The sequence below is a fragment of the Nocardia sp. NBC_01329 genome (genome assembly GCF_035956715.1).
Lineage (GTDB): Bacteria > Actinomycetota > Actinomycetes > Mycobacteriales > Mycobacteriaceae > Nocardia.
This window is the reverse complement of sequence record NZ_CP108381.1, coordinates 5,873,309-5,891,131: the sequence shown is the minus strand read 5'-3', so window position 1 is coordinate 5,891,131 and position 17,823 is coordinate 5,873,309. Positions and strand designations below refer to the sequence as shown.

Genomic DNA, 17,823 nt, shown 5'->3' with positions numbered 1-17,823 from the left:
GGGTCGGGTGCTCCGGGCCCGGGCCGAGGCTCCCCGCCACGGCATCCGAGGCCCGCCCGCGCTCGGTTTACGATAAACTTACTCCGGAGTAAGTTCAATGTCGACACCGCCTCCGGCGACTCCCGACACCACATCGAGCAACAGAAAAGGTGGGAACTGTGGCAGCCAAGAGCAAGGGTGCACCCAACCTCTACGGATCGTTCGTCAATTCCGCGCCGGGCGGGTTCCTCGCGAACAAGCTGGGCCTGCCGAAGCCGGAGAAACTGCGGCGCTATGTAGCCGGCGAACCGGCGCTGCCGGGCCCGGTGCTGCTCGGCGGTAAGGGGCGCGTCGCCGAACCGGTGCGGGCACTGCTGGCCGACGACTACACCTTCGCCGATTCCATCACTGCGGGTGCCAAATACGGCGCGCTGGTCTTCGATGCCACCGGCATCGGCAGCATCGAGGATCTGTCGCAGCTGTTCGAGTTCTTCCAACCGGCGATGCGCAGTATCGCCCCGTCGGGCCGGGTGCTGGTCATCGGCACCACCCCCGAACTCGCCGGCAATGTGGACGGTCAGATCGCCCAGCGCGCACTCGAGGGCTTCACCCGCTCGGTGGGCAAGGAACTGCTGCGCGGCGCCACCGCACAGCTGGTGTACCTGCACCCCGACGCCTCCCCGGCCGCAACCGGCCTGGCCTCGACCCTCAGGTTCGTCCTGTCGGCCAAATCGGCGTTCGTGGACGGCCAGGTGATCCGCGTGGGCAAGGACGACGCGGTCGCACCGGCGAACTGGGACAAACCGCTCGACGGCAAAGTCGCCGTGGTGACCGGTGCCGCCCGCGGTATCGGCGCCACCATCGCCGAGGTCTTCGCCCGCGACGGCGCGAAGGTGATCGTCGCCGATATCCCCGCCGCGGGTGAGGCATTGACCGAGACGGCGAACAAGGTGGGCGCCACCGCGCTGGCCCTGGACGTCACCGCACCCGATGCCGCGCAGCGACTGGCCGAATTCGCCACCGAACGCTTCGGCGGAATCGACATCATCGTGCACAACGCCGGCATCACCCGCGACAAACTGCTGGCCAATATGGACGAGGGTCGCTGGAACGCGGTACTGAACGTGAACCTCGCCGCACCGCACCGGATCACCCAGGGCCTGGTGGCCGCGGGCACGCTGAAGGAGGGCGGCCGGGTCATCGATGTCTCGTCCATCGCCGGTATCGCCGGCAACCGCGGACAGACGAACTACGGCGCCTCCAAGGCCGGGGTCATCGGCATGGTGAACGCCGAGGCACCGGAACTGGCCGCCAAGGGCATCACCATCAACGCCGTGGCACCCGGTTTCATCGAAACCGCCATGACCGCGGCGATCCCGCTGGCCACCCGTGAGGGCGGCCGACTGATGGCCTCTCTGAACCAGGGCGGCCAGACCGTGGACGTCGCCGAGACCATCGCCTATTTCGCCGGTCCGGCCTCGAACGCGGTGAACGGCAATATCGTCCGGGTCTGCGGCCAGAGCATGATCGGCGCGTGATGACCGAGACCATCACCCTCGACGCACCGCCGAAGAACGGCAGCCTGTATGTGAAGGCCGCGCTCGGCGCGGTCCCGCTACCGCTGGTGTCGTCCCGGAAATCGACGATTCCGGACCGTGAGGTCCGGCTCGACGGCTTCCGGGTGGATCCCGAGCACCTGGCCGCCTACTGCACGGCCACCGGGCTGCGATTCAATGACGCCCTGCCGCTGACCTATCCGTTCATCATCACCTTCCCGCTGGTGATGAAACTCGTGGTGCAACGCGATTTCCCGTTCGTCGCGGTCGGTGCGGTACACGCGGAGAACCTGATCGAGCGCCCGCGGGAGATCTCGCTGAGCGAACCACTCGATATCACCGCGCATATCGAGAACCTGCGGGAGCACCCGAAGGGTCTGCTGGTCGACGCGATCAGCGAGATCCGGGTGGGCCGGGAACTGGTGTGGCGGCAGGTCACCACCTTCCTGCACCAGCAGAAGACGTCGCTGTCGGGTGGGCCCAAACCCGAGCCGAAACCGGACGAGGTGCCGCCGCCTCCGCTGCGGACCTTGAAGGTCGATCAGCAGACGATCAGCCGCTACGCGAACGCCTCCGGCGACCAGAACCCGATCCACACTTCGGCATTGGGTGCCAAGGCGTTCGGTTTCCCGCGGGCCATCGCGCACGGGATGTGGTCGGCGGCAACAATCCTCGGCAGCCTCGAGGGCCGGGTTCCGGACAAGACTTCCTACGCCGTGAAATTCGGTAAACCGATTCTGCTGCCGTCCACGGTGAACGTGTACGCCGACCAGGTCGAGCAGGGTTGGGATCTGGCACTGCGGCATCCGAAGAAGGGCTACCCGCACCTCACCGCGACCCTGCGCTGAGGCGGGCAGTCCACGCTCGGAAAGCCCCGCTCCGAATCGCTCGGAGCGGGGCACACTCCGTTTCCTTTGCCCGAACGACAGCAGACTTCACCGACTCGGCGTATGGAGCGGCGAGAATTCGGCTCGCCGGGCCGGGAACCCGCCTGTGTCACGACGATCAGAGATGTTCCGATAGGCAGTCTCGGCCGACAGCCAGGAGCGCGCGGCTGCGGAGTGCGCATTCGAGCTCGGCTCGGCGTGCATCGCTCTTGCCTATCTGGCGCTTCGGAGCAGATCTACCGCTGCGTGCATTCCGTACACAACGATCAGTGAGTCCAGTACCTTGTCGACAGTCAGCGGCGGGTTTCTGCGCCGGCTCACAATCGCCTCGATTGCCCGGAGCGCTGTCTCGGGCGAGACAGCCACGGTATCGGCCGCGAACTGGGCCGGTTTGATGATCTGGATATGTTTCGGCACCGCAGAGGCCGGAAAATGACGCACGTTGTCTGTCACGATGGCCCCGGCGCCACCGACAAGCGCGGCGGCAAGCACATGCTCGTCGTCGGGGTCTTGGAGACCGAAGGTTCCCTCGTGGGGCTCCCAGCCTTCCACAAGGGCATCATCGAATGCCGCTTGCATCTGCCGGGTGAGCCGCTTCGCTCGTGCTGCGGATTCTTCCGGATCGACCTCGCATCTCTGGCTGAGCTTGATGGCCTCGTGGGTCTCCAGCTCTTCGAGGATCGCGTTGGACCACAACGGGCGATATAGGCCCTCGATAGCCAACGACAGCAGAAGATCCCGCTGGAGGCTGGGCCACAGGACACACGTATCCAAGAGGGCGGCGAACATGCCGGAATTATTTCAACCCTTCGTCTTTCGGCGTCGCTCAGCAACGAGATGGCGGACCTCACGCAACTGCTCACGCACCTTCGCTGGATCTTCCTCGGCGTCGATGTCGACCTCCATCGCCGCCAATGCGTCGTATCGACCCTGACGCCGTGCTTCCCGGTATGTCAGGACGTCGTCCAGGCGGAGCCGGTGACGTGTGCCTACACGTTCGGCAGGCAGCTCCTGTTTGTCGATGAGCCGGATCACGGTCGGTCGACTGATACCGAGGAGATCGGCTGCCTGCTGCGAGGTCAGCGTCAGGCTGTGCGGTGCCACGGTGACGGCTTTGCCTGCCATCAACGCGGCCACGATCTGTTTCAGAGCCTGGTGGACTTCCGCCGGAAGTTCGATCCGATCGTGCTCGTCGACACCGACCAGCGCGTAGCTGGGGTCCGGCTTCGAGCCGGAGCCCCTGAGTCGCTCATGAGCAGCGAGGAAGCTGAACACGGACGCGAGGCTCTCGCGATCCTCGTCCGGGATGAAGGTCCTCTCCTCCAACGCTCGTGCAGCCATGCGAAACCTCCCCAATCGAACGTTTCGAACACCATTTCGGAACGTTCGAATATTGTGTCACGTCTTGGCTGGGCGTGTCGAGCGAAGTCTGGTCACACGCCGATATCGAATGCCGTCCACGGTGAACGTGTATCCCATGCCCGTTCACGCTCAGCTCCGTCCGCATCCCGGATATGCCGGAGGAGCCGGTGAGCGGCGGCGCAGCCCACGCGGCGACCCTGACGGCCGCGAGGCGCCGCTCGGAATATCGGCTTCGTCAGGTCCACGCCGCGAGCAGTTCGTCCGGTGTCAGCACTTGCACGCCCGCTATCGCGCCGCCCGCGCGCGCGACAGCCAGCATCGGGGTATCGGCATCGGCACCCGGTAGTTGTGCACGGTGAGTGACGAGAGCCGCGAGATCTCGCTGATCGAACGGCTTCTGCTCGAGCCATTTCACCGATCCCACACACGTGATCCGCTTCGCGATCGGTCCCCGATCGGCGGCGACGATATCTATCTCAGGGTTGTTCGTCCGCGTCCAGTAACCGCCGATCGCCCCCGTCCCCTCGGGCAGGTACCTGTCCGCAGCCCGCCACATCGCTTCCCGGATCACCGGCTCCACGGCCCGGCCCCGCCAGGATGTCCAGCCCGCCCGGATAGTCTCGAGCACCAGATCCCCCCGCCCTCGTTCTATCGCAGGCATACCGGGACCGAGAAAGAACAGCCAGAACCGCAGATGCGAATCTTCCACGCGATAGCGGGTTTCCCTACTCGACCGCACCGACAGGGGCCGCTCGACCGCCACCATGCGCCGGTCGGCGAGCATCCCGAGTGATCGAGTGAGCGAGGTCGGGGGCAGGTCTCCGGCTGCCCGGCCGATAAGGCTGAATGTCCGCTCACCGTGACCGATGGCGCCGAGAACCGTACGCGCCTGCACCTCGGTGGGGAATTCCGCGGCCAGCGCCCGTTCGGCGCTGACCAGCAGCGCCGAGGTCGGACGGCGGAGTGCGTAGGCGAGATAATCCCAAAGCCCCGCCCCTCGCGGCCATTCCTCGAGAATGAGGGGCAGACCGCCGCTCACGAGGTATGCGTCGAACGCATCTGCCGGTGAGAGGTCGAGCATGGCCGCGACATCGTGCGGATTCATCGGTGGTACAACCATTTCGGTGCCACGTTGGTAGAACGGCCGCCCATAAGTGTTGAGCTTCTCCATCATCGCGATATCGGATCCGATGAGCACCAACAGCACCGGCAGCTTCGACAGAGTCCGGTCGAACACCTTCTGCAGGGTGCCCTCGAATGCCCGATCCTCCCGCACCAAATAAGGCATTTCGTCCAGCACTACGACGCTCGGACGATCCGTGGGCAGCACAGTGGCAAGTAGATCGAACGCGGCCCGCCAGGTCTTCGGTGCCGCGAACTCCGACACCCTTTCGCCGCCGGGTAGCTCCGAGTCCGCGATCTCCGAGACAAATCCCGCCAAGTCCTCGTCACGCGACCCACCCACCGCAGTAAAGAACACGTGCGGCACCCGCGCCCGCGCCAGGAACTCCTCGACGAGCCGCGACTTCCCCACTCGCCTGCGCCCCCGGATCAGTACCGCTCGACCCGGCCGCCCCGACCGAGCACCCCTGCGCAACGGCTCGAGCAGTTCGTCGAGCACTGCGAGTTCAGCGCGTCGCCCAATGAACCCGTCCACCCACCCTCCTTTTACTATCATTCAAGATAGTATCTTACATGAAGGTATCATCAATGATAGTTACTGATGAGAAGTGCAGCTTCCCGTGAAACGACACGATCGCCGCAACCTCTACTTCAAGAGTGTTGCGACGATCGTGTGAATCCGCGTTCCGGTCCGGAGGCGCCTTCGCTGCCCCCGCCGGGCTCAGAGATTCTTCGGGAGCTTGATGGTCTCCGTCGGAGCGTCCGCGTCGCCGGTGCGCGGCAGCGTGGTGGTCGGCGCGTCGGCGGCCGAGGCGGCGACCGGCGAACTCCCACCGGGGCGGCGACCGGTGGGGCCGGTGGGCCGGGCCGGGTTACCACCGCGGCCACCGGTCAGCCCGAGGGCGATACCGGCGATCAGCGCGAGCACACCGATGATGCCGAAGACGATCGGCAGCACCCGGCCGAACAGCGACAGCGTGTCGATATTGTCCTTGGCCACGGCCAGCTGCGATTCGACAGTGTCGGTATCGAAGACCATATTGGCCTTGAGCGCCTGCACCTCGACTTTGTCGGCACTGCGGCCGTAGAAGATGTTGAGCTGTTCGCCGCCCTTGACGACCGTGCCGGTCTCCGGCTCGACCCATACGTCGCGGGTGTTGCCGTAGAAGCGGTACATGGTGACCGGTTCCTCGCCACCCTCGACGCCCCACTTGGCGGCGGGAAGTTCCAGTTTGTTGGTCGGCGCCTTGGAGACATCGTTCAGGTTGGTCACCGGGACGTTCTGCCGGAAGTGGTAGACCTTGGTGCCGTTGATCTCGGTCTCTTCCTGGAACTCCATATCGGTGGTGGTCCGGGCGAGCACGTCGAAATACGGGTAGGTCTTCTTCTCGGTACCGATCGGGAACCGATACTGCAGCCCCGTGTGCTGCACCGGATCCGCGAGCGCCTCGCCCTTGGAGTTGGTGGTGATCGCGATCGAACCGTTGGGATCGGCGGCCACCGGCTCACCGGTCGTACGATCGATGGTGACCCGGTCGACGTAGGCGGTCAGCACGCCGGTGTCACCGGACTTGTCGATCCGGCGCAGCGTGTTACCCGCCTGGATGGTCATCTCGTCGGCGTCGGAGGGATCCTCGACGGTGAGAAAACGCTGGGAGACCAGCGGCACGTTCTTGTTGACCTCCGCCGAGCGGCCCTCGGCGGTCAGCGACGAGGAGTCCAGGACCAGGCTTTCCTGATCCTTCTGATTGACCGCGACCGTGGTGATCTCGAGATCGAGAGGAGTCTTGGCCATTTTGCTGACGGTGTAGGTCGGGATCATCAACGCGGCGACGATCAGCAACGCGCCGAGACCCACGAGCACGCAGGCAACCGTCCTTCTGGTTCCGGCACTCAGTGCCATGCAAAGTCTCCTCGTCGTAGAACACAGGTCGTTCCGCGGGTACAGCGGGGCGCCGCGGCACTCGTGAGCCCCGACACTAACAGCCTGGAGGTTACCCGGGCGGTGGCGAGGCCGGAATCGGACCGAAATCGGGGGGAGTCTAACCCTCATTGTGAAATACCGGCTTCCTACGCGCCCGAGCGGCCCGGCAGACTGGACCCCGATGACGACCACCCCGACGACCGATACCGGCTCCCGACCGCCCGTCGAACCGGCCGGCCCCACCGCTGACCAGGCCGAGGCCGACAATGGCACCCGCCCGTCCGGCCGGACGCCGGGGCCCGCGGCGCGTCAGCGGGGGTTCCTCCCCGCGCTCGAGGGTATGCGTGGCCTGGCGGCCCTGGGTGTACTGCTCACCCACGTGGCCTTCCAGACGGGCACCACCGGTATTCCCGGAGGCCGGTTGCTGGAACGCTTCGATATGGCCGTCGCGGTGTTCTTCGCGCTGTCCGGTTTCCTGCTGTGGCGCCCGCACGCGCTCACCGCGCACGGGCTCGGCGAGGCACCCACGCTCGGGTACTACCTGCGGCATCGGGTGGCCCGGATCGTGCCCGCTTATTGGGTCGTGGTCTGCACTGTCCTCGTCCTGGTCCCGGCAGCAGCGGGCACCGCCGGTCTACAGGTGTGGATTTCGAACCTGCTGCTGCTCCAGGTTTTCGTTCCCCTCACCCTGACCGACGGACTCACTCAGATGTGGAGTCTCTCGGTCGAGGTGGCCTTCTATATAGCGCTGCCGTTCCTGGCCTGGCTGCTGCACGGATTGCGCGGCCGCGCGGCGGCGGCGCGGGTACCGGCGGTTCTCGCACTCGGGCTGGCTTTTCTGAGCTGGAACTTCATCCCGGTCCCGACCCCGGACGCCATCCACGCCGACAACTGGCTCCCGGCCTATATCCCCTGGTTCGCGGGCGGCATGCTGCTCGCCGAACTGACCTGCGACAACCGCTGGCGGCAGCGTTTGCGGCTACTGGGCAACCAGCCGGTCATGTGGGCGATCGCCGCCGCGGCGTTCGTGGCGTCGTCGACACGATTGGGCGGGGTCGCCGGACTGACCCGGGCAGAACCGTGGCAGTACGCCGCGAAGATGGGGCTCGGCGCGGTGCTCGGCTTCGCACTGCTGGCTCCGCTGGTGCTCGGACCACCGGACAAACCGCACCGCTGGCTCACCGCGGCACCGGTCGCGACCGCGGGGCGCTGGTCCTACGGCATCTTCATGTGGCATCTCGCCGTGCTGTCGGTGATCTTCCCGGTATTCGGCATCCTGCCGTTCCAAGGTGACTTCGGAGTCGTGCTGGTGCTGACGATCGCGTTCACCCTGCCGATCGCCGCGGCCAGCCACGCCCTGGTGGAAGAGCCGTGCCGACAGTGGGCGCGACGCCGGGACCGGCCGCGGCCCGCGAAATCCTGAACCGGCCGGCTCACTTGCCACTATTCGGGCAGATCCATCGATTCGGCGGTATCGGCCGACCCCGGTTTGCGACCCGACAGCCCCCGCCAGGCCAGCGCGTCCAGCAGATCCACCGCCTCGGCCACATCGATCCGGCCGTCGGCCACGGAATCGGCGATGGCCTCCCCCGCGCCGATCACGGCGACGGCGACGATATCGAAGTTGGTGCCCGGATCTGCGTGTTTGGCGCTCGACTCCAGCAGCTTGGCGGTCAACTCGATGACCCGCTCGCGGGCGTTCTCGATCTCCGAGGCGAATGCCTGCTGCCCGAGGGCTTGGCGGTACAGGACCTGCCACGAATTGCGGTGCATATCGACGAAACCGAGGAATCCCTCGAGCGCGGTGCGCAATTGTTCGTGCGGGCTGAGCAGTGGGTTGCCGGCGGGTGCGACGGATTCGAGGAAGCGCAGGCCCTCGCGCTGGATACAGGCGCGGAAGAGTTCGTCCTTGGAGCCGTAGTACAAATACAGCATCGGTTTGGAGATCTCGGCCTCGGCGGCGATGGCGTCCATGGAGGTTTCGTGGAAGCCCTTGCGCGAGAAGACCTCGACCGCGGCATCGAGCATCTGCTGCTCGCGCACCGCTCTCGGAAGTCTTTTCGTACCGCCCGCCATTACATCTCCTAGCCGCGTGAGCTCTCTATATTACTCCAAAGTAAGTTCCGCAGGACCGGAACCACCGGCCGCGATGCGCGCACGCCGACGTTCTTCCGGTGGACGGCCGGAAACCCGAAACCCCCGTCTCGCCCGGGCCGGCCCCCCGCCGGCCCGTCACCGCCCGCTCAGCAGGCGCGCGGTACCCGCTTGTAGTCGGCCATCCGGAGCACGGAGGCGTCCACTCGTTCCATCGGCAACCGCCCGGCGGCCACCGCCTGTTCCAACTGGTCGAGGACCTGACCCACGGCGTCGGTACTGATCCACAGGGCATTGTCCACGCCTGCCACCAGCGCGGCCTCCACCGCCTGCTCGATGGACAACCGATCGGTGATCGCGGCCATTCCGCTCAGATCGTCGGTGAAGATCGGGCCGTCGAAGGGCGCCGCCCCGTACCCGGAGCCCTCACGCAGCAAATTCATCACCTCCGGGCTGATACTCGCCGGAACGCCCGGGGTGGTCAGACCGGGAACATCGAGGTGACCGACCATCACGGCGGAACCCGAATCGATCAACTCGCGGAACGGCACCAGATCGCTATCGCTCAGCTCCGACAGCGGAGGCACGGTCACGGCCCCCAGATGAGAATCACCGGTGCTGGACCCGTGGCCCGGGAAATGCTTGAGCACCGTACCGAGACCGACCTCGTGCATGGCGCGGATATACGCGTCGGCGTAGTCGGTGACCACGGCCGGATCGTCGGAGAACGAACGGTCACCGATCACCGAATCATCGGGCTGGGAGCTCACATCGATATCCGGGGCGAAATCCACCGTGATCCCCAGGTCCTGCATGGCACGCGCGCGGTCCAGGGTCGCGGTGTAGAACTCATCGGATGTCATGGTCTGCGCGGTTTCCCGGGCCGACGGCGCGGTACCGATCAGATTCCCCAGGCGCGACACTCGGCCGCCCTCCTCGTCGGTGGTCACCATGAGCGGCGTTTTCGCCGCGGCCGTCACCTGTGCGAGACCACCTTCGGTGAGCATCGACTGGTCGGTCCAGCTGCCGACGAAGATCCCGCCGACCTGATGGTCGCGTACCACGGCGAGCGCGTCGTCGGTGCCGGTCACTCCGACAGTGAGCAACTGCGCGAGCTTCTCCCGAGTAGTGAACTGCCCCAGGAACTGGGCGGCGCAATCGCCGCCGGCTGTGGTGGTGGGGCCGGCTTCACCACCGGCCGCGCCCTCGGGACCGGTCGCGCCACCGGGGCTCGCGGTGGTCGTGGTACCGGAGCCGCCGCCGTCACCGCCCGAACAGCCGGCAAGGACCACGGCGAGCACCGCGAGCAGGACGAACGGTATCTTCCGCATCGGTCGACGGTAGCCCGAGCACCGCGACCGTGAAACCTCGGCTCGGCTTCCGCCCGGAGGTAATCTGGTAACACCGGTCAGGATTGCGCCTCGGAGGAGCTGATATGCCCTGCGATCTGATGCTCATCGCATACGACGGTTCCGAACACGCCAAACGCGCGATCGAATACGCCGGGCGTTTCCTCGCCGCCGACCGCGCAGTGGTCGTCACCGCCTGGGAGCCGATGGTGCGGCAGGCGGCGCGAATATCCGGCATCTCCGGGATGGTGCAACCGGAATGGGTGCCCGACGAGGAACTCGAGGACATCGCCTACAGCACCGCCCGCGCAATCAACGACGAGGGCGTGCACCTGGCAGGCCTGGCGGGCCTGAACGCCGAGGCTCGCATACAGGAATACGCCACCGGTGTCTGGCAGGCGGTCGTCGAGGTCGCCGACGAACTCGACGTCGACATCATCGTGGCGGGCACCCGCGGCGCCACCGGGTTACGGGCGCTGGTGCACAGCAGTGTCGCCGACGCCGTCCTCAAACACTGCCATCGCCCGGTTTTCCTGGTGCCCCCGGTGCAACGAGCCGATGACCGGCCGAACGGGCGTAACGATCACGCCGCGAAATAGGGTCGCCGCGAACCGGGCTACGGTCGGCGTATGACCGGGTTCCTGCTGGCACGACCCGACAGCGTGGTGCGCGGCAGCGGCGTACGCGCCGTCCATCGCGACCCGTGGCAGGCCGCGGCCGCACTCCGGGACGGGACCGCGGCGGCGATAGCCGGGTCATTACCGTTCGATCCACGCCGACCGGCCGCGCTGGTGGAACCCGATGCCCTGCTCGACACCGTGGGGCCGTGGCGACCCGCCGCTCTCCCGGAACTGCCCGCGGTCCGGGTGGTCGAGCAGACCCCCGACCCGGCCGGACATCGCGCCCGGGTGGCCCGGTTGGTGGAGCTGTTGAACGAGCCCGACGCTCGCCTGCGCAAAGTGGTGGCGGCCCGGTCGGTGCGCGCCGAGGCCGACGCCGTCCTGGACCCCGAGGTGGTCGCCGGATATCTGCTGACCCGGCATCCGCGCGCCAATGTCTTCGCGGTCGATCTCACGCCCGCCGGGCGCCCCGGCGCGACGCTGCTCGGCGCCAGCCCGGAACTTCTGATCCAACGCCGCGGCACAGCGGTGGAGCTGTATCCGCTGGCCGGCACTCTGCCCCGGCTGGCGGACCGGGCAGCCGATACCGCGCAGGCCGACCTGCTGGCGGCAAGCGCGAAGAACCACGCCGAACACGCGTTCGTCGTGGACTGGATCGCCGAACGGCTGGCCCCGGTCTGCTCCGGACTCTCGGTCCCCGAGCGGCCGCGGCTCGTCGCCACACACGATGTCTGGCATCTGGGCACCCCGATCCACGGGATCCTGCGGGACCCGGCGCCCAGCGCGCTCGAACTCGCCCTGCTGCTGCACCCGACCCCGGCCGTGTGCGGGACCCCGACCGCGGACGCGCTCGAATACATCACCGATCACGAGGCCGACCGGGGCTTCTACGGCGGCGCGGTCGGCTGGTGCACCGCCGACGGTGACGGGACCTGGGTGGTCGCCATCCGCAGCGCCGAGCTGGCGGCCGACGGACGGACGTTGCGCGCCTACGCCGGCGGCGGGATCGTCGCGGCCTCCGACCCGGACGCCGAACTCGCCGAGACCACCGCCAAACTGCGCACTCTGCTCGGCGCTCTCGATTGCGCCGTACCTTCCGGCGACGCATGAGAACCGCGGGTCCGAGCAACCGCACCCGGGACAGGCGCGGACCGCAGTCGGTACCCGGCCGACCGGAACCGTTAGGGTGAAACACCCGACGGTACCTATCCGGACCCGTCCGGTCCTGCTAGGTTGACCCAGATATCTGCCTGCGTCGAGTTTGGAGTGCTGCGATGAAGTTTGCTGTCCCCGGTGTCGCGAGTGCGGTCGGTGGCGCCCTGCTGGGCGCGATCGCGGTCTTCGCCATCACCGCCGCGCTGCAGCAGAACACCCGCCCCGAGGTCGACCGCAGCGGCAATGCGGACAGCTCGCTGCTGAACAACGTCGAATACGGCAAGCGCTGAGACCCGGCCCGATCTCGTCCCGTCCCCGCCGGTTCCTTCCGGCGGGGACGGTAAACGCCTGACCCACGGTGCCCGTCCAGTCCGACCCCGTCGAACCCGCCGACGTGGCCCCCCGCTCCGTCCCCGACCCGGCGCCCACCGCCGAACTGGGTCGGCGCTGGTTCCTCGGATCGGCTTTCGCCGCATTCCTGCTGACCTTCCTGCAGGCCCCCGGCCTCACCGTCGCCGATACCAAATACGATCTGGCCGAGAATCCGCTCGGCTTCCTCGCCCGCGCCGCCCATCTGTGGAGCAGCCAGGCAACGATGGGTCAGGTCCAGAACCAGGCCTACGGCTATTTCTTCCCGCACGGCGCGTTCTTCGCCCTCGGTGATCTACTGCACCTGCCCGCCTGGATCACCCAGCGTGTCTGGTGGGCGCTCTTGCTGCTCGCCGGTTTCTGGGGCGTGGTCAAACTCTGCGAAACGCTCGGCATCGGCAGCCGTGGCTCGCGGGTCATCGCGGCCGCCGCCTTCGCCCTCTCCCCCCGGGTATTGACGACCGTCGGCTCGATCTCCTCGGAGACGCTGCCGATGATGCTGGCGCCGTGGGTTCTGCTCGCACCCGCCGCGCTCGGCACCGCGTACCGCCGGCACCGGCGCGGCGGGGCACGCTCACCGGCAGGCAGCGCCGTGGCGTTGGCACTGATGGGGGCGGTGAACGCGGTGGCCACAGTGGCCGCCTTCCTGCCCGCACTGCTCTGGTGGGCCAGTTTCCGCCCCAACCGCACGTGGTGGCGGTTCACGCTGGCCTGGGTGCCGCTGCTCGCGCTGGCGGTGGCCTGGTGGGCGGTACCGCTGCTCCTGCTCGGCCGGGTCAGTCCGCCGTTCCTCGACTACATCGAATCCTCCGGGGTCACCACACAGTGGGCTTCGCTGGGCGAGGTGCTGCGCGGCACCGACAGCTGGACACCGTTCGTCTCCCCGGAGCGGATCGCGGGCGCGGTCCTGGTCACCCAGCCCGCCGCAGTCCTGGCCACCGGCCTGATCGCCGCGGTGGGGATGGCAGGGCTGGCGCTGCCGTCGATGCCGTCGCGCGGACGGCTGGTACTGATCCTCTGCGTCGGGCTGACCGGGATCTGCGCGGGCTATGTGGGGCAACTGGGCGGGCCGTTCGCCGAACAGATCCGGGTCTTCCTCGATTCCGGCGGCGCACCCCTGCGCAATGTGCACAAACTGGAGCCGCTGATCCGGCTGCCACTGGTGCTGGGTATCGCCCAGTTGCTGGCCAAGGTGCCCCTACCCGCCTCCGTCGGTCCCGAGGTCTGGCGCCCGGCGTTCGCCAACCCGCACCGGGACCGCCGGGTCGCGGTGGCCCTCCTGGTATTCGGGGCGCTCGCTCTGTCCAGCTCCCTGGCCTGGACCGGTAAACTCGCGCCGCGCGGCGCGTACGACGAGGTCCCCGCCTACTGGCAGCAGACCGCCGACTGGTTGCACGAGAACGCCGCCGACACCCGCGCTCTGGTCGTTCCCGGCGCCCCTTTCGGGAGCCAGGTGTGGGGCCTGACCCGGGACGAACCCCTACAGGCGCTGGCGCGGAGCCCATGGGCGGTGCGTGACGCTGTTCCGTTGAATCCGCCCGGCACCATCCGGGCGATGGATTCGGTGCAGCGGCTGATCGCCGACGGACGCCCCTCGGACGGGCTGGCCGCCACCCTGCGCGGACAAGGTATCGGCGTGCTGGTGCTGCGCAACGATCTCGATCCGGATACCTCCCGTTCGACCAGACCGATGCTGGCACACAGCGCGGTGGAGGGCTCGCCGGGGCTGCGCAAGGTCGCCGAATTCGGGGATCCGGTGGAAAACGACTCCGGCAGAGACGATTTCGTAGTCGACGCGGATCTGCGACCCGATTACCCCGCGGTGGAGATCTACCGGGTCGATACACCGGCCCCCGGCACCCCGGCGGAATTGCGCGGCGGAACCGGTGCGCCCGAACAGTTCCCGGGCGCGTATACCGTCCCCCTCGAATCGGTCCCGGTGGTGCAGGGTGGGCCCGAGGTCCTGGAACGATTGCACCGCGACCCCGCCACCTCACACGAACCCACCCTGTTCGCCGCCGATGCCGCGGCGGCGGGGTTACCGGTGGGGCCGGTCACGGTCACCGACACCCCGATGAACCGGGAAACCGATTTCGGCAGGGTCGACAACCACAGCTCCGCCCTACGTGCCCCCGGTGACGCGCGGCACACCCACAACCTGGTTCCCGACTACGACGTCCCGGGAGCCGAGCCGGTCCAGGGCGGTTGGACCGGTGCGACCATCACCGCATCCGGTTCGGCTGCCGACGCCACACAGATCGGGGGCGCGGCCCCCGGGAACTCGACCGCCGCCGCGGTGGACGGCGATCCGGCGACCGCCTGGATCAGCAACGCGGGCGAATATGCCCTGGGCCAATGGATCCGGCTCGACCTCGATACACCGTTCGAATCGGGATTGCTGCGTTTCACCACCACCCCGGCCGCCATCGGCGACCCCGTGAAATGGGTGGAGGTGCGCACCGACAACGGCAGCGTCTCGGCCCGCATCAGCGAACCGGGCGAACCGGTTTCGGTCGCACTGCCGGTGGGCTCCACCGAATGGGTGAAGATCACCGCCATCCGCACCGAACGTGGTAGCACCGGTGGCCAGTTCGGGATCAGCGAACTGGGGCTGGACGATTACACAGTCCGCGACGCTCCCGTCCCGGTCGAGATCCGACATCGGACGGTCTTGCCGCCGCCCCCGCCGGACGCCCCCGTGACCGGCTGGGATCTCGGCCAGGAATTCCCCGGCCGCAGTGCGTGCTTCGAAAGCCCCGACCGGGTCCGCTGCGGGAAAGGGCTGGCGCTGGCACCGGAGGAGATGGGACCCTTCGGCCGCACTCTTTCGGTGCCCGCGCCCGCCATCGTCGATCCGGTGCTCATGGTCCGGCCGCGCCAGGGCCCCGCGCTGGAGGCACTGCTGACCGATCCCGCCCGCCCCGTGGCGCGCGGCACTTCCGATGTCGGTGACCTGCGCGGTTCCGCGTTCGCCGCCACCGACGGCGATCCGCGCACCAGCTGGACCGCACCGGAGGATACCGTCCGCGACCCACTCGGGCCCAAACCAGCTCTGACGCTCGAACTTCCGGAACCCACCCTGGTGACGGGACTCGAATTGTCCCCTTCCCTGGGCGGTCTGCCCGCCGCACCCACCTCCGTCACGGTGAATCTGGGTAACGGTCCGCAGGTCCGGGAACTCGAGGAACCCGACGAGATCTCCCGGATCGATCTGCATCCCACGGTGACCGACCGGATCGAGTTGAACATCCGCAGCTGGGAATCGGTGCTGGACCGGACCGCGCTCGGTTACCACCAGCCCCAGCCGCCGGGGCTCGCCGAGGTCGGCGTACTCGGCCCGGACTATCCGCCGCCCGCCCCGGCGGACCGCCTGGTGACCGTCGGCTGCGACACCGGCCCGACCATCGCGGTGGGCGGCCGGTTGGTACACACCAGCGTCACCGCCACCGTGGGCGAACTGCGTTCCGGTGAACCTGTTCCCGCACGGGTGTGCCCGGATCTACCACAGGACACCGGCGCCTTCCCGGCCACCGAACCCGGTTCCGTGCGACCGGTTTCGCTACCGGTGGGCGAGGTCGACGTCCTGGTCGCGCCGACGGATCTGTTCTTCGTCGACCGGTTGCGCCTGATGAACACCCAGCCACCGGCGCCCGCTCCGGGCGACGGTACCCGGCTGCTGACTCTCCCGCTGAGCACCAACAGCGGTTGGTCGGCTCATACTGCCGACGGCCGCGAACTCCGGCCGATCGTGGTCGACGGCTGGCAGCAGGGCTGGCTGTTACCGGCCGATGCCACCGGTCCGGTCACCGTCTCCTTCCCGATCGACAGCTGGTACCGGGTCGCTATCGGCCTGGGGCTGCTACTGCTGCTGCCCCTCATCGCGCTCGCGGTCCCCCGTGGCCCCCGGGCCCGGCCGGTCACACCGACGCCGGGCGTGTGGTCGCCGCGGATACTCGCGACCCTCGGCCTGGCGGCCGCCGCCACCTTGATCGCCGGCGTCACCGGCGTCGTGCTGACCGTCGCGGGTCTCGCGGCGCTGCGGTTCGCGCCCCGGGTCCCCCGCCGCGTCCTCGCAGCGGTCGCCGGAATCGGCACCGCGGTCTCGGCGGCCGCACTGTCGACCGGCCCGTGGCGGATGCCGGGCGGGTATATGGGTGATTCGCTGTGGGTCCAGTTCCCGGCGCTGGTGGCGGTGGTCGCGGTGGGTCTGTCGGCGCTGCCGCGGATCAGGCGGGAGCCGGAAGCCGACGACGCGCCGCCGCTCGGATGACCAATGCCGCGACGAGGGTCGTGGTCACCGCTGCCACCGACGCGACCGTCGCGATCAACTCGGTGATGCTGTTCGCCAGGGTCAACATGAGGACCACCTCCAGCACCAGACCGGCCCACGCGAGTCCCGCCAGCGCTGTCCGCTTCACCGCGATGGCCGAGAGCAGCGCCCCCTGGAGCACCGCCAGAATCGCGCCGTGCAGCGCGAACAACCACAGCAGGCCCTGGATCGGCGCGTAGTCCTGACCCGCGAAAAGCGGGGCCAGCGGCGCGGCCACCGCCGCCCCCGCCACGGCGAACACCCCGATTCCGGAAAGCACCGCGAGCGCCGAGCGGACCGCCGAACCCGACAGAGCCGGTTGCGCCATCCGCGGATACAGCACCACCCCGACCGCCTGCGGTAACCAGAACGCGACCTTGGTGGCGATGGTGCCCAGGGCGTAACGGCTGGCATCGGTTTCGTCCAGCACGATCCGGACCACGATCAGATCCGCGGAGGACAGCGCCATCAACGCCGCCTGCACCTGTGCGGCCTGCAGGACCGCGAAAACCCCGGCCGGTGATCCCGGGGCCCCGCCCGGTGCCGTTCCGGGATCGCCCGCCGATACCGGAGCCGCCGGGCGGCCCGCCACCGTCCGCGCATACACCGCGGCGGCGGCGATACCGGCGGCGGCGGCCCACAGCGCCGGGGTCGCGCCGCCACCGCAGGCCAGCACCACCAGCGCCGGGATCACTTTGGCGATACCGGCGACCCCGAGCACCACGGCCAGTCCCCGGAAGCGGCGTGCCCCCTGCAGTACTCCCTGCTCACCCGCCAGCATTACCAGCGCGGGTGCCGACCCCAGCGCTGCCGCCGACGCCGCGATCCCGACGTCGAGCACCACGCTCACCACCGGGACCAGCATCACGACTGCCGCGGCCACCAGCAGCGCGCACCGCAGGCGCAACACCCGCAACGCGGAAATATCGGCCCCGTGCACGAGTTCGCGCGCCACCACGTTCTGCAATGCCAGTGCGGGCACCGCGCACAGCAGCTGCACCGCGAGCAGGCTGGCGAACTCGCTGTAGCCCGCTACTCCGAGCCAGCGCCCGGCCAGCAACTGCAGCAGATAGCTGGCGATATTCGCGGTCATCGCC

General features: G+C 68.2%; 14 protein-coding genes. 7 read left to right on the top strand and 7 right to left on the bottom strand.

Annotated features, from left to right (window positions below; translation table 11 throughout):
• Nucleotides 1–158 precede the first annotated feature (158 nt).
• Both OG405_RS26720 and OG405_RS26715 read left to right on the top strand, forming a co-directional pair.
• A complete protein-coding gene (locus OG405_RS26720; protein ID WP_327149163.1) occupies nucleotides 159–1,517 on the top strand; it encodes a 3-oxoacyl-ACP reductase in 1,359 nt (452 codons plus the stop codon).
• Nucleotides 1,517–2,383 (top strand): MaoC family dehydratase, encoded by an 867-nt coding sequence (locus OG405_RS26715; RefSeq protein ID WP_327152540.1) that lies wholly within the window; start codon nucleotides 1,517–1,519, stop codon nucleotides 2,381–2,383. Before OG405_RS26720 ends, OG405_RS26715 begins: the two co-directional genes overlap by 1 nt.
• A gap of 252 nt (nucleotides 2,384–2,635) precedes the next feature.
• On the opposite strand, the gene OG405_RS26710 is transcribed toward OG405_RS26715, so the two are convergent.
• From OG405_RS26710 to OG405_RS26695, 4 genes are all read right to left on the bottom strand, one after another.
• A complete protein-coding gene (locus OG405_RS26710) occupies nucleotides 2,636–3,211 on the bottom strand; it encodes a PIN domain-containing protein (protein WP_327149162.1) in 576 nt (191 codons plus the stop codon).
• A 12-nt stretch (nucleotides 3,212–3,223) separates the two neighbouring features.
• Nucleotides 3,224–3,763 (bottom strand): excisionase family DNA-binding protein, encoded by a 540-nt coding sequence (locus OG405_RS26705; RefSeq protein WP_327149161.1) that lies wholly within the window; start codon nucleotides 3,761–3,763, stop codon nucleotides 3,224–3,226.
• A gap of 256 nt (nucleotides 3,764–4,019) precedes the next feature.
• Nucleotides 4,020–5,441, bottom strand: coding sequence for an ATP-binding protein (locus OG405_RS26700; RefSeq protein WP_327149160.1), 1,422 nt, complete (start codon nucleotides 5,439–5,441; stop codon nucleotides 4,020–4,022).
• A gap of 186 nt (nucleotides 5,442–5,627) precedes the next feature.
• Nucleotides 5,628–6,809: a DUF3068 domain-containing protein gene (locus OG405_RS26695; protein ID WP_327149159.1), complete on the bottom strand. Its 1,182-nt coding sequence runs from the start codon at nucleotides 6,807–6,809 to the stop codon at nucleotides 5,628–5,630.
• Between the two features lie 202 nt (nucleotides 6,810–7,011).
• Between OG405_RS26695 and OG405_RS26690 the strand changes: the two genes are divergently transcribed.
• A complete protein-coding gene (locus OG405_RS26690; RefSeq protein WP_327149158.1) occupies nucleotides 7,012–8,253 on the top strand; it encodes an acyltransferase family protein in 1,242 nt (413 codons plus the stop codon).
• A gap of 20 nt (nucleotides 8,254–8,273) precedes the next feature.
• On the opposite strand, the gene OG405_RS26685 is transcribed toward OG405_RS26690, so the two are convergent.
• Together OG405_RS26685 and OG405_RS26680 are read right to left on the bottom strand one after the other, a co-directional pair.
• The gene (locus OG405_RS26685; RefSeq protein WP_327149157.1) at nucleotides 8,274–8,906 is read right to left on the bottom strand and encodes a TetR/AcrR family transcriptional regulator; all 633 of its coding nucleotides are present in this window, start codon (nucleotides 8,904–8,906) and stop codon (nucleotides 8,274–8,276) included.
• Between the two features lie 167 nt (nucleotides 8,907–9,073).
• On the bottom strand, nucleotides 9,074–10,255 hold the full coding sequence (locus tag OG405_RS26680) for a glycoside hydrolase family 3 N-terminal domain-containing protein (RefSeq protein ID WP_327149156.1): 1,182 nt from the start codon (nucleotides 10,253–10,255) through the stop codon (nucleotides 9,074–9,076).
• Nucleotides 10,256–10,359: 104 nt separating this feature from the next.
• Between OG405_RS26680 and OG405_RS26675 the strand changes: the two genes are divergently transcribed.
• The 4 genes from OG405_RS26675 (at nucleotide 10,360) to OG405_RS26660 (ending at nucleotide 16,687) form a co-directional block, all read left to right on the top strand.
• The gene (locus OG405_RS26675; RefSeq protein WP_327149155.1) at nucleotides 10,360–10,872 is read left to right on the top strand and encodes a universal stress protein; all 513 of its coding nucleotides are present in this window, start codon (nucleotides 10,360–10,362) and stop codon (nucleotides 10,870–10,872) included.
• Between the two features lie 30 nt (nucleotides 10,873–10,902).
• Nucleotides 10,903–12,003, top strand: coding sequence for an isochorismate synthase (locus OG405_RS26670; RefSeq protein ID WP_327149154.1), 1,101 nt, complete (start codon nucleotides 10,903–10,905; stop codon nucleotides 12,001–12,003).
• Between the two features lie 164 nt (nucleotides 12,004–12,167).
• A complete protein-coding gene (locus OG405_RS26665) occupies nucleotides 12,168–12,338 on the top strand; it encodes a DUF2613 domain-containing protein (RefSeq protein WP_327149153.1) in 171 nt (56 codons plus the stop codon).
• Nucleotides 12,339–12,442: 104 nt separating this feature from the next.
• Entirely contained in the window at nucleotides 12,443–16,687 is a 4,245-nt protein-coding gene (locus OG405_RS26660) for an alpha-(1->3)-arabinofuranosyltransferase (protein WP_442790793.1), read from the top strand.
• On the opposite strand, the gene OG405_RS26655 is transcribed toward OG405_RS26660, so the two are convergent.
• Nucleotides 16,644–17,819, bottom strand: a complete 1,176-nt coding sequence (locus OG405_RS26655) for a polysaccharide biosynthesis protein (protein WP_327152539.1) — start codon at nucleotides 17,817–17,819, stop codon at nucleotides 16,644–16,646. The two genes, OG405_RS26660 and OG405_RS26655, sit on opposite strands and share 44 nt — an antisense overlap.
• Between the last annotated feature and the right edge of the window lie 4 nt (nucleotides 17,820–17,823).

What these genes read in the sequence shown, in the direction of transcription:
- OG405_RS26715 (WP_327152540.1), top strand. Translation starts at nt 1,517, where the DNA reads ATGACCGAGACCATCACCCTCGACGCACCGCCGAAGAACGGCAGCCTG.
- OG405_RS26710 (WP_327149162.1), bottom strand. Translation starts at nt 3,211, where the DNA reads ATGTTCGCCGCCCTCTTGGATACGTGTGTCCTGTGGCCCAGCCTCCAG.
- OG405_RS26705 (WP_327149161.1), bottom strand. Translation starts at nt 3,763, where the DNA reads ATGGCTGCACGAGCGTTGGAGGAGAGGACCTTCATCCCGGACGAGGAT.
- OG405_RS26695 (WP_327149159.1), bottom strand. Translation starts at nt 6,809, where the DNA reads ATGGCACTGAGTGCCGGAACCAGAAGGACGGTTGCCTGCGTGCTCGTG.
- OG405_RS26690 (WP_327149158.1), top strand. Translation starts at nt 7,012, where the DNA reads ATGACGACCACCCCGACGACCGATACCGGCTCCCGACCGCCCGTCGAA.
- OG405_RS26685 (WP_327149157.1), bottom strand. Translation starts at nt 8,906, where the DNA reads ATGGCGGGCGGTACGAAAAGACTTCCGAGAGCGGTGCGCGAGCAGCAG.
- OG405_RS26680 (WP_327149156.1), bottom strand. Translation starts at nt 10,255, where the DNA reads ATGCGGAAGATACCGTTCGTCCTGCTCGCGGTGCTCGCCGTGGTCCTT.
- OG405_RS26675 (WP_327149155.1), top strand. Translation starts at nt 10,360, where the DNA reads ATGCCCTGCGATCTGATGCTCATCGCATACGACGGTTCCGAACACGCC.
- OG405_RS26670 (WP_327149154.1), top strand. Translation starts at nt 10,903, where the DNA reads ATGACCGGGTTCCTGCTGGCACGACCCGACAGCGTGGTGCGCGGCAGC.
- OG405_RS26665 (WP_327149153.1), top strand. Translation starts at nt 12,168, where the DNA reads ATGAAGTTTGCTGTCCCCGGTGTCGCGAGTGCGGTCGGTGGCGCCCTG.
- OG405_RS26655 (WP_327152539.1), bottom strand. Translation starts at nt 17,819, where the DNA reads ATGACCGCGAATATCGCCAGCTATCTGCTGCAGTTGCTGGCCGGGCGC.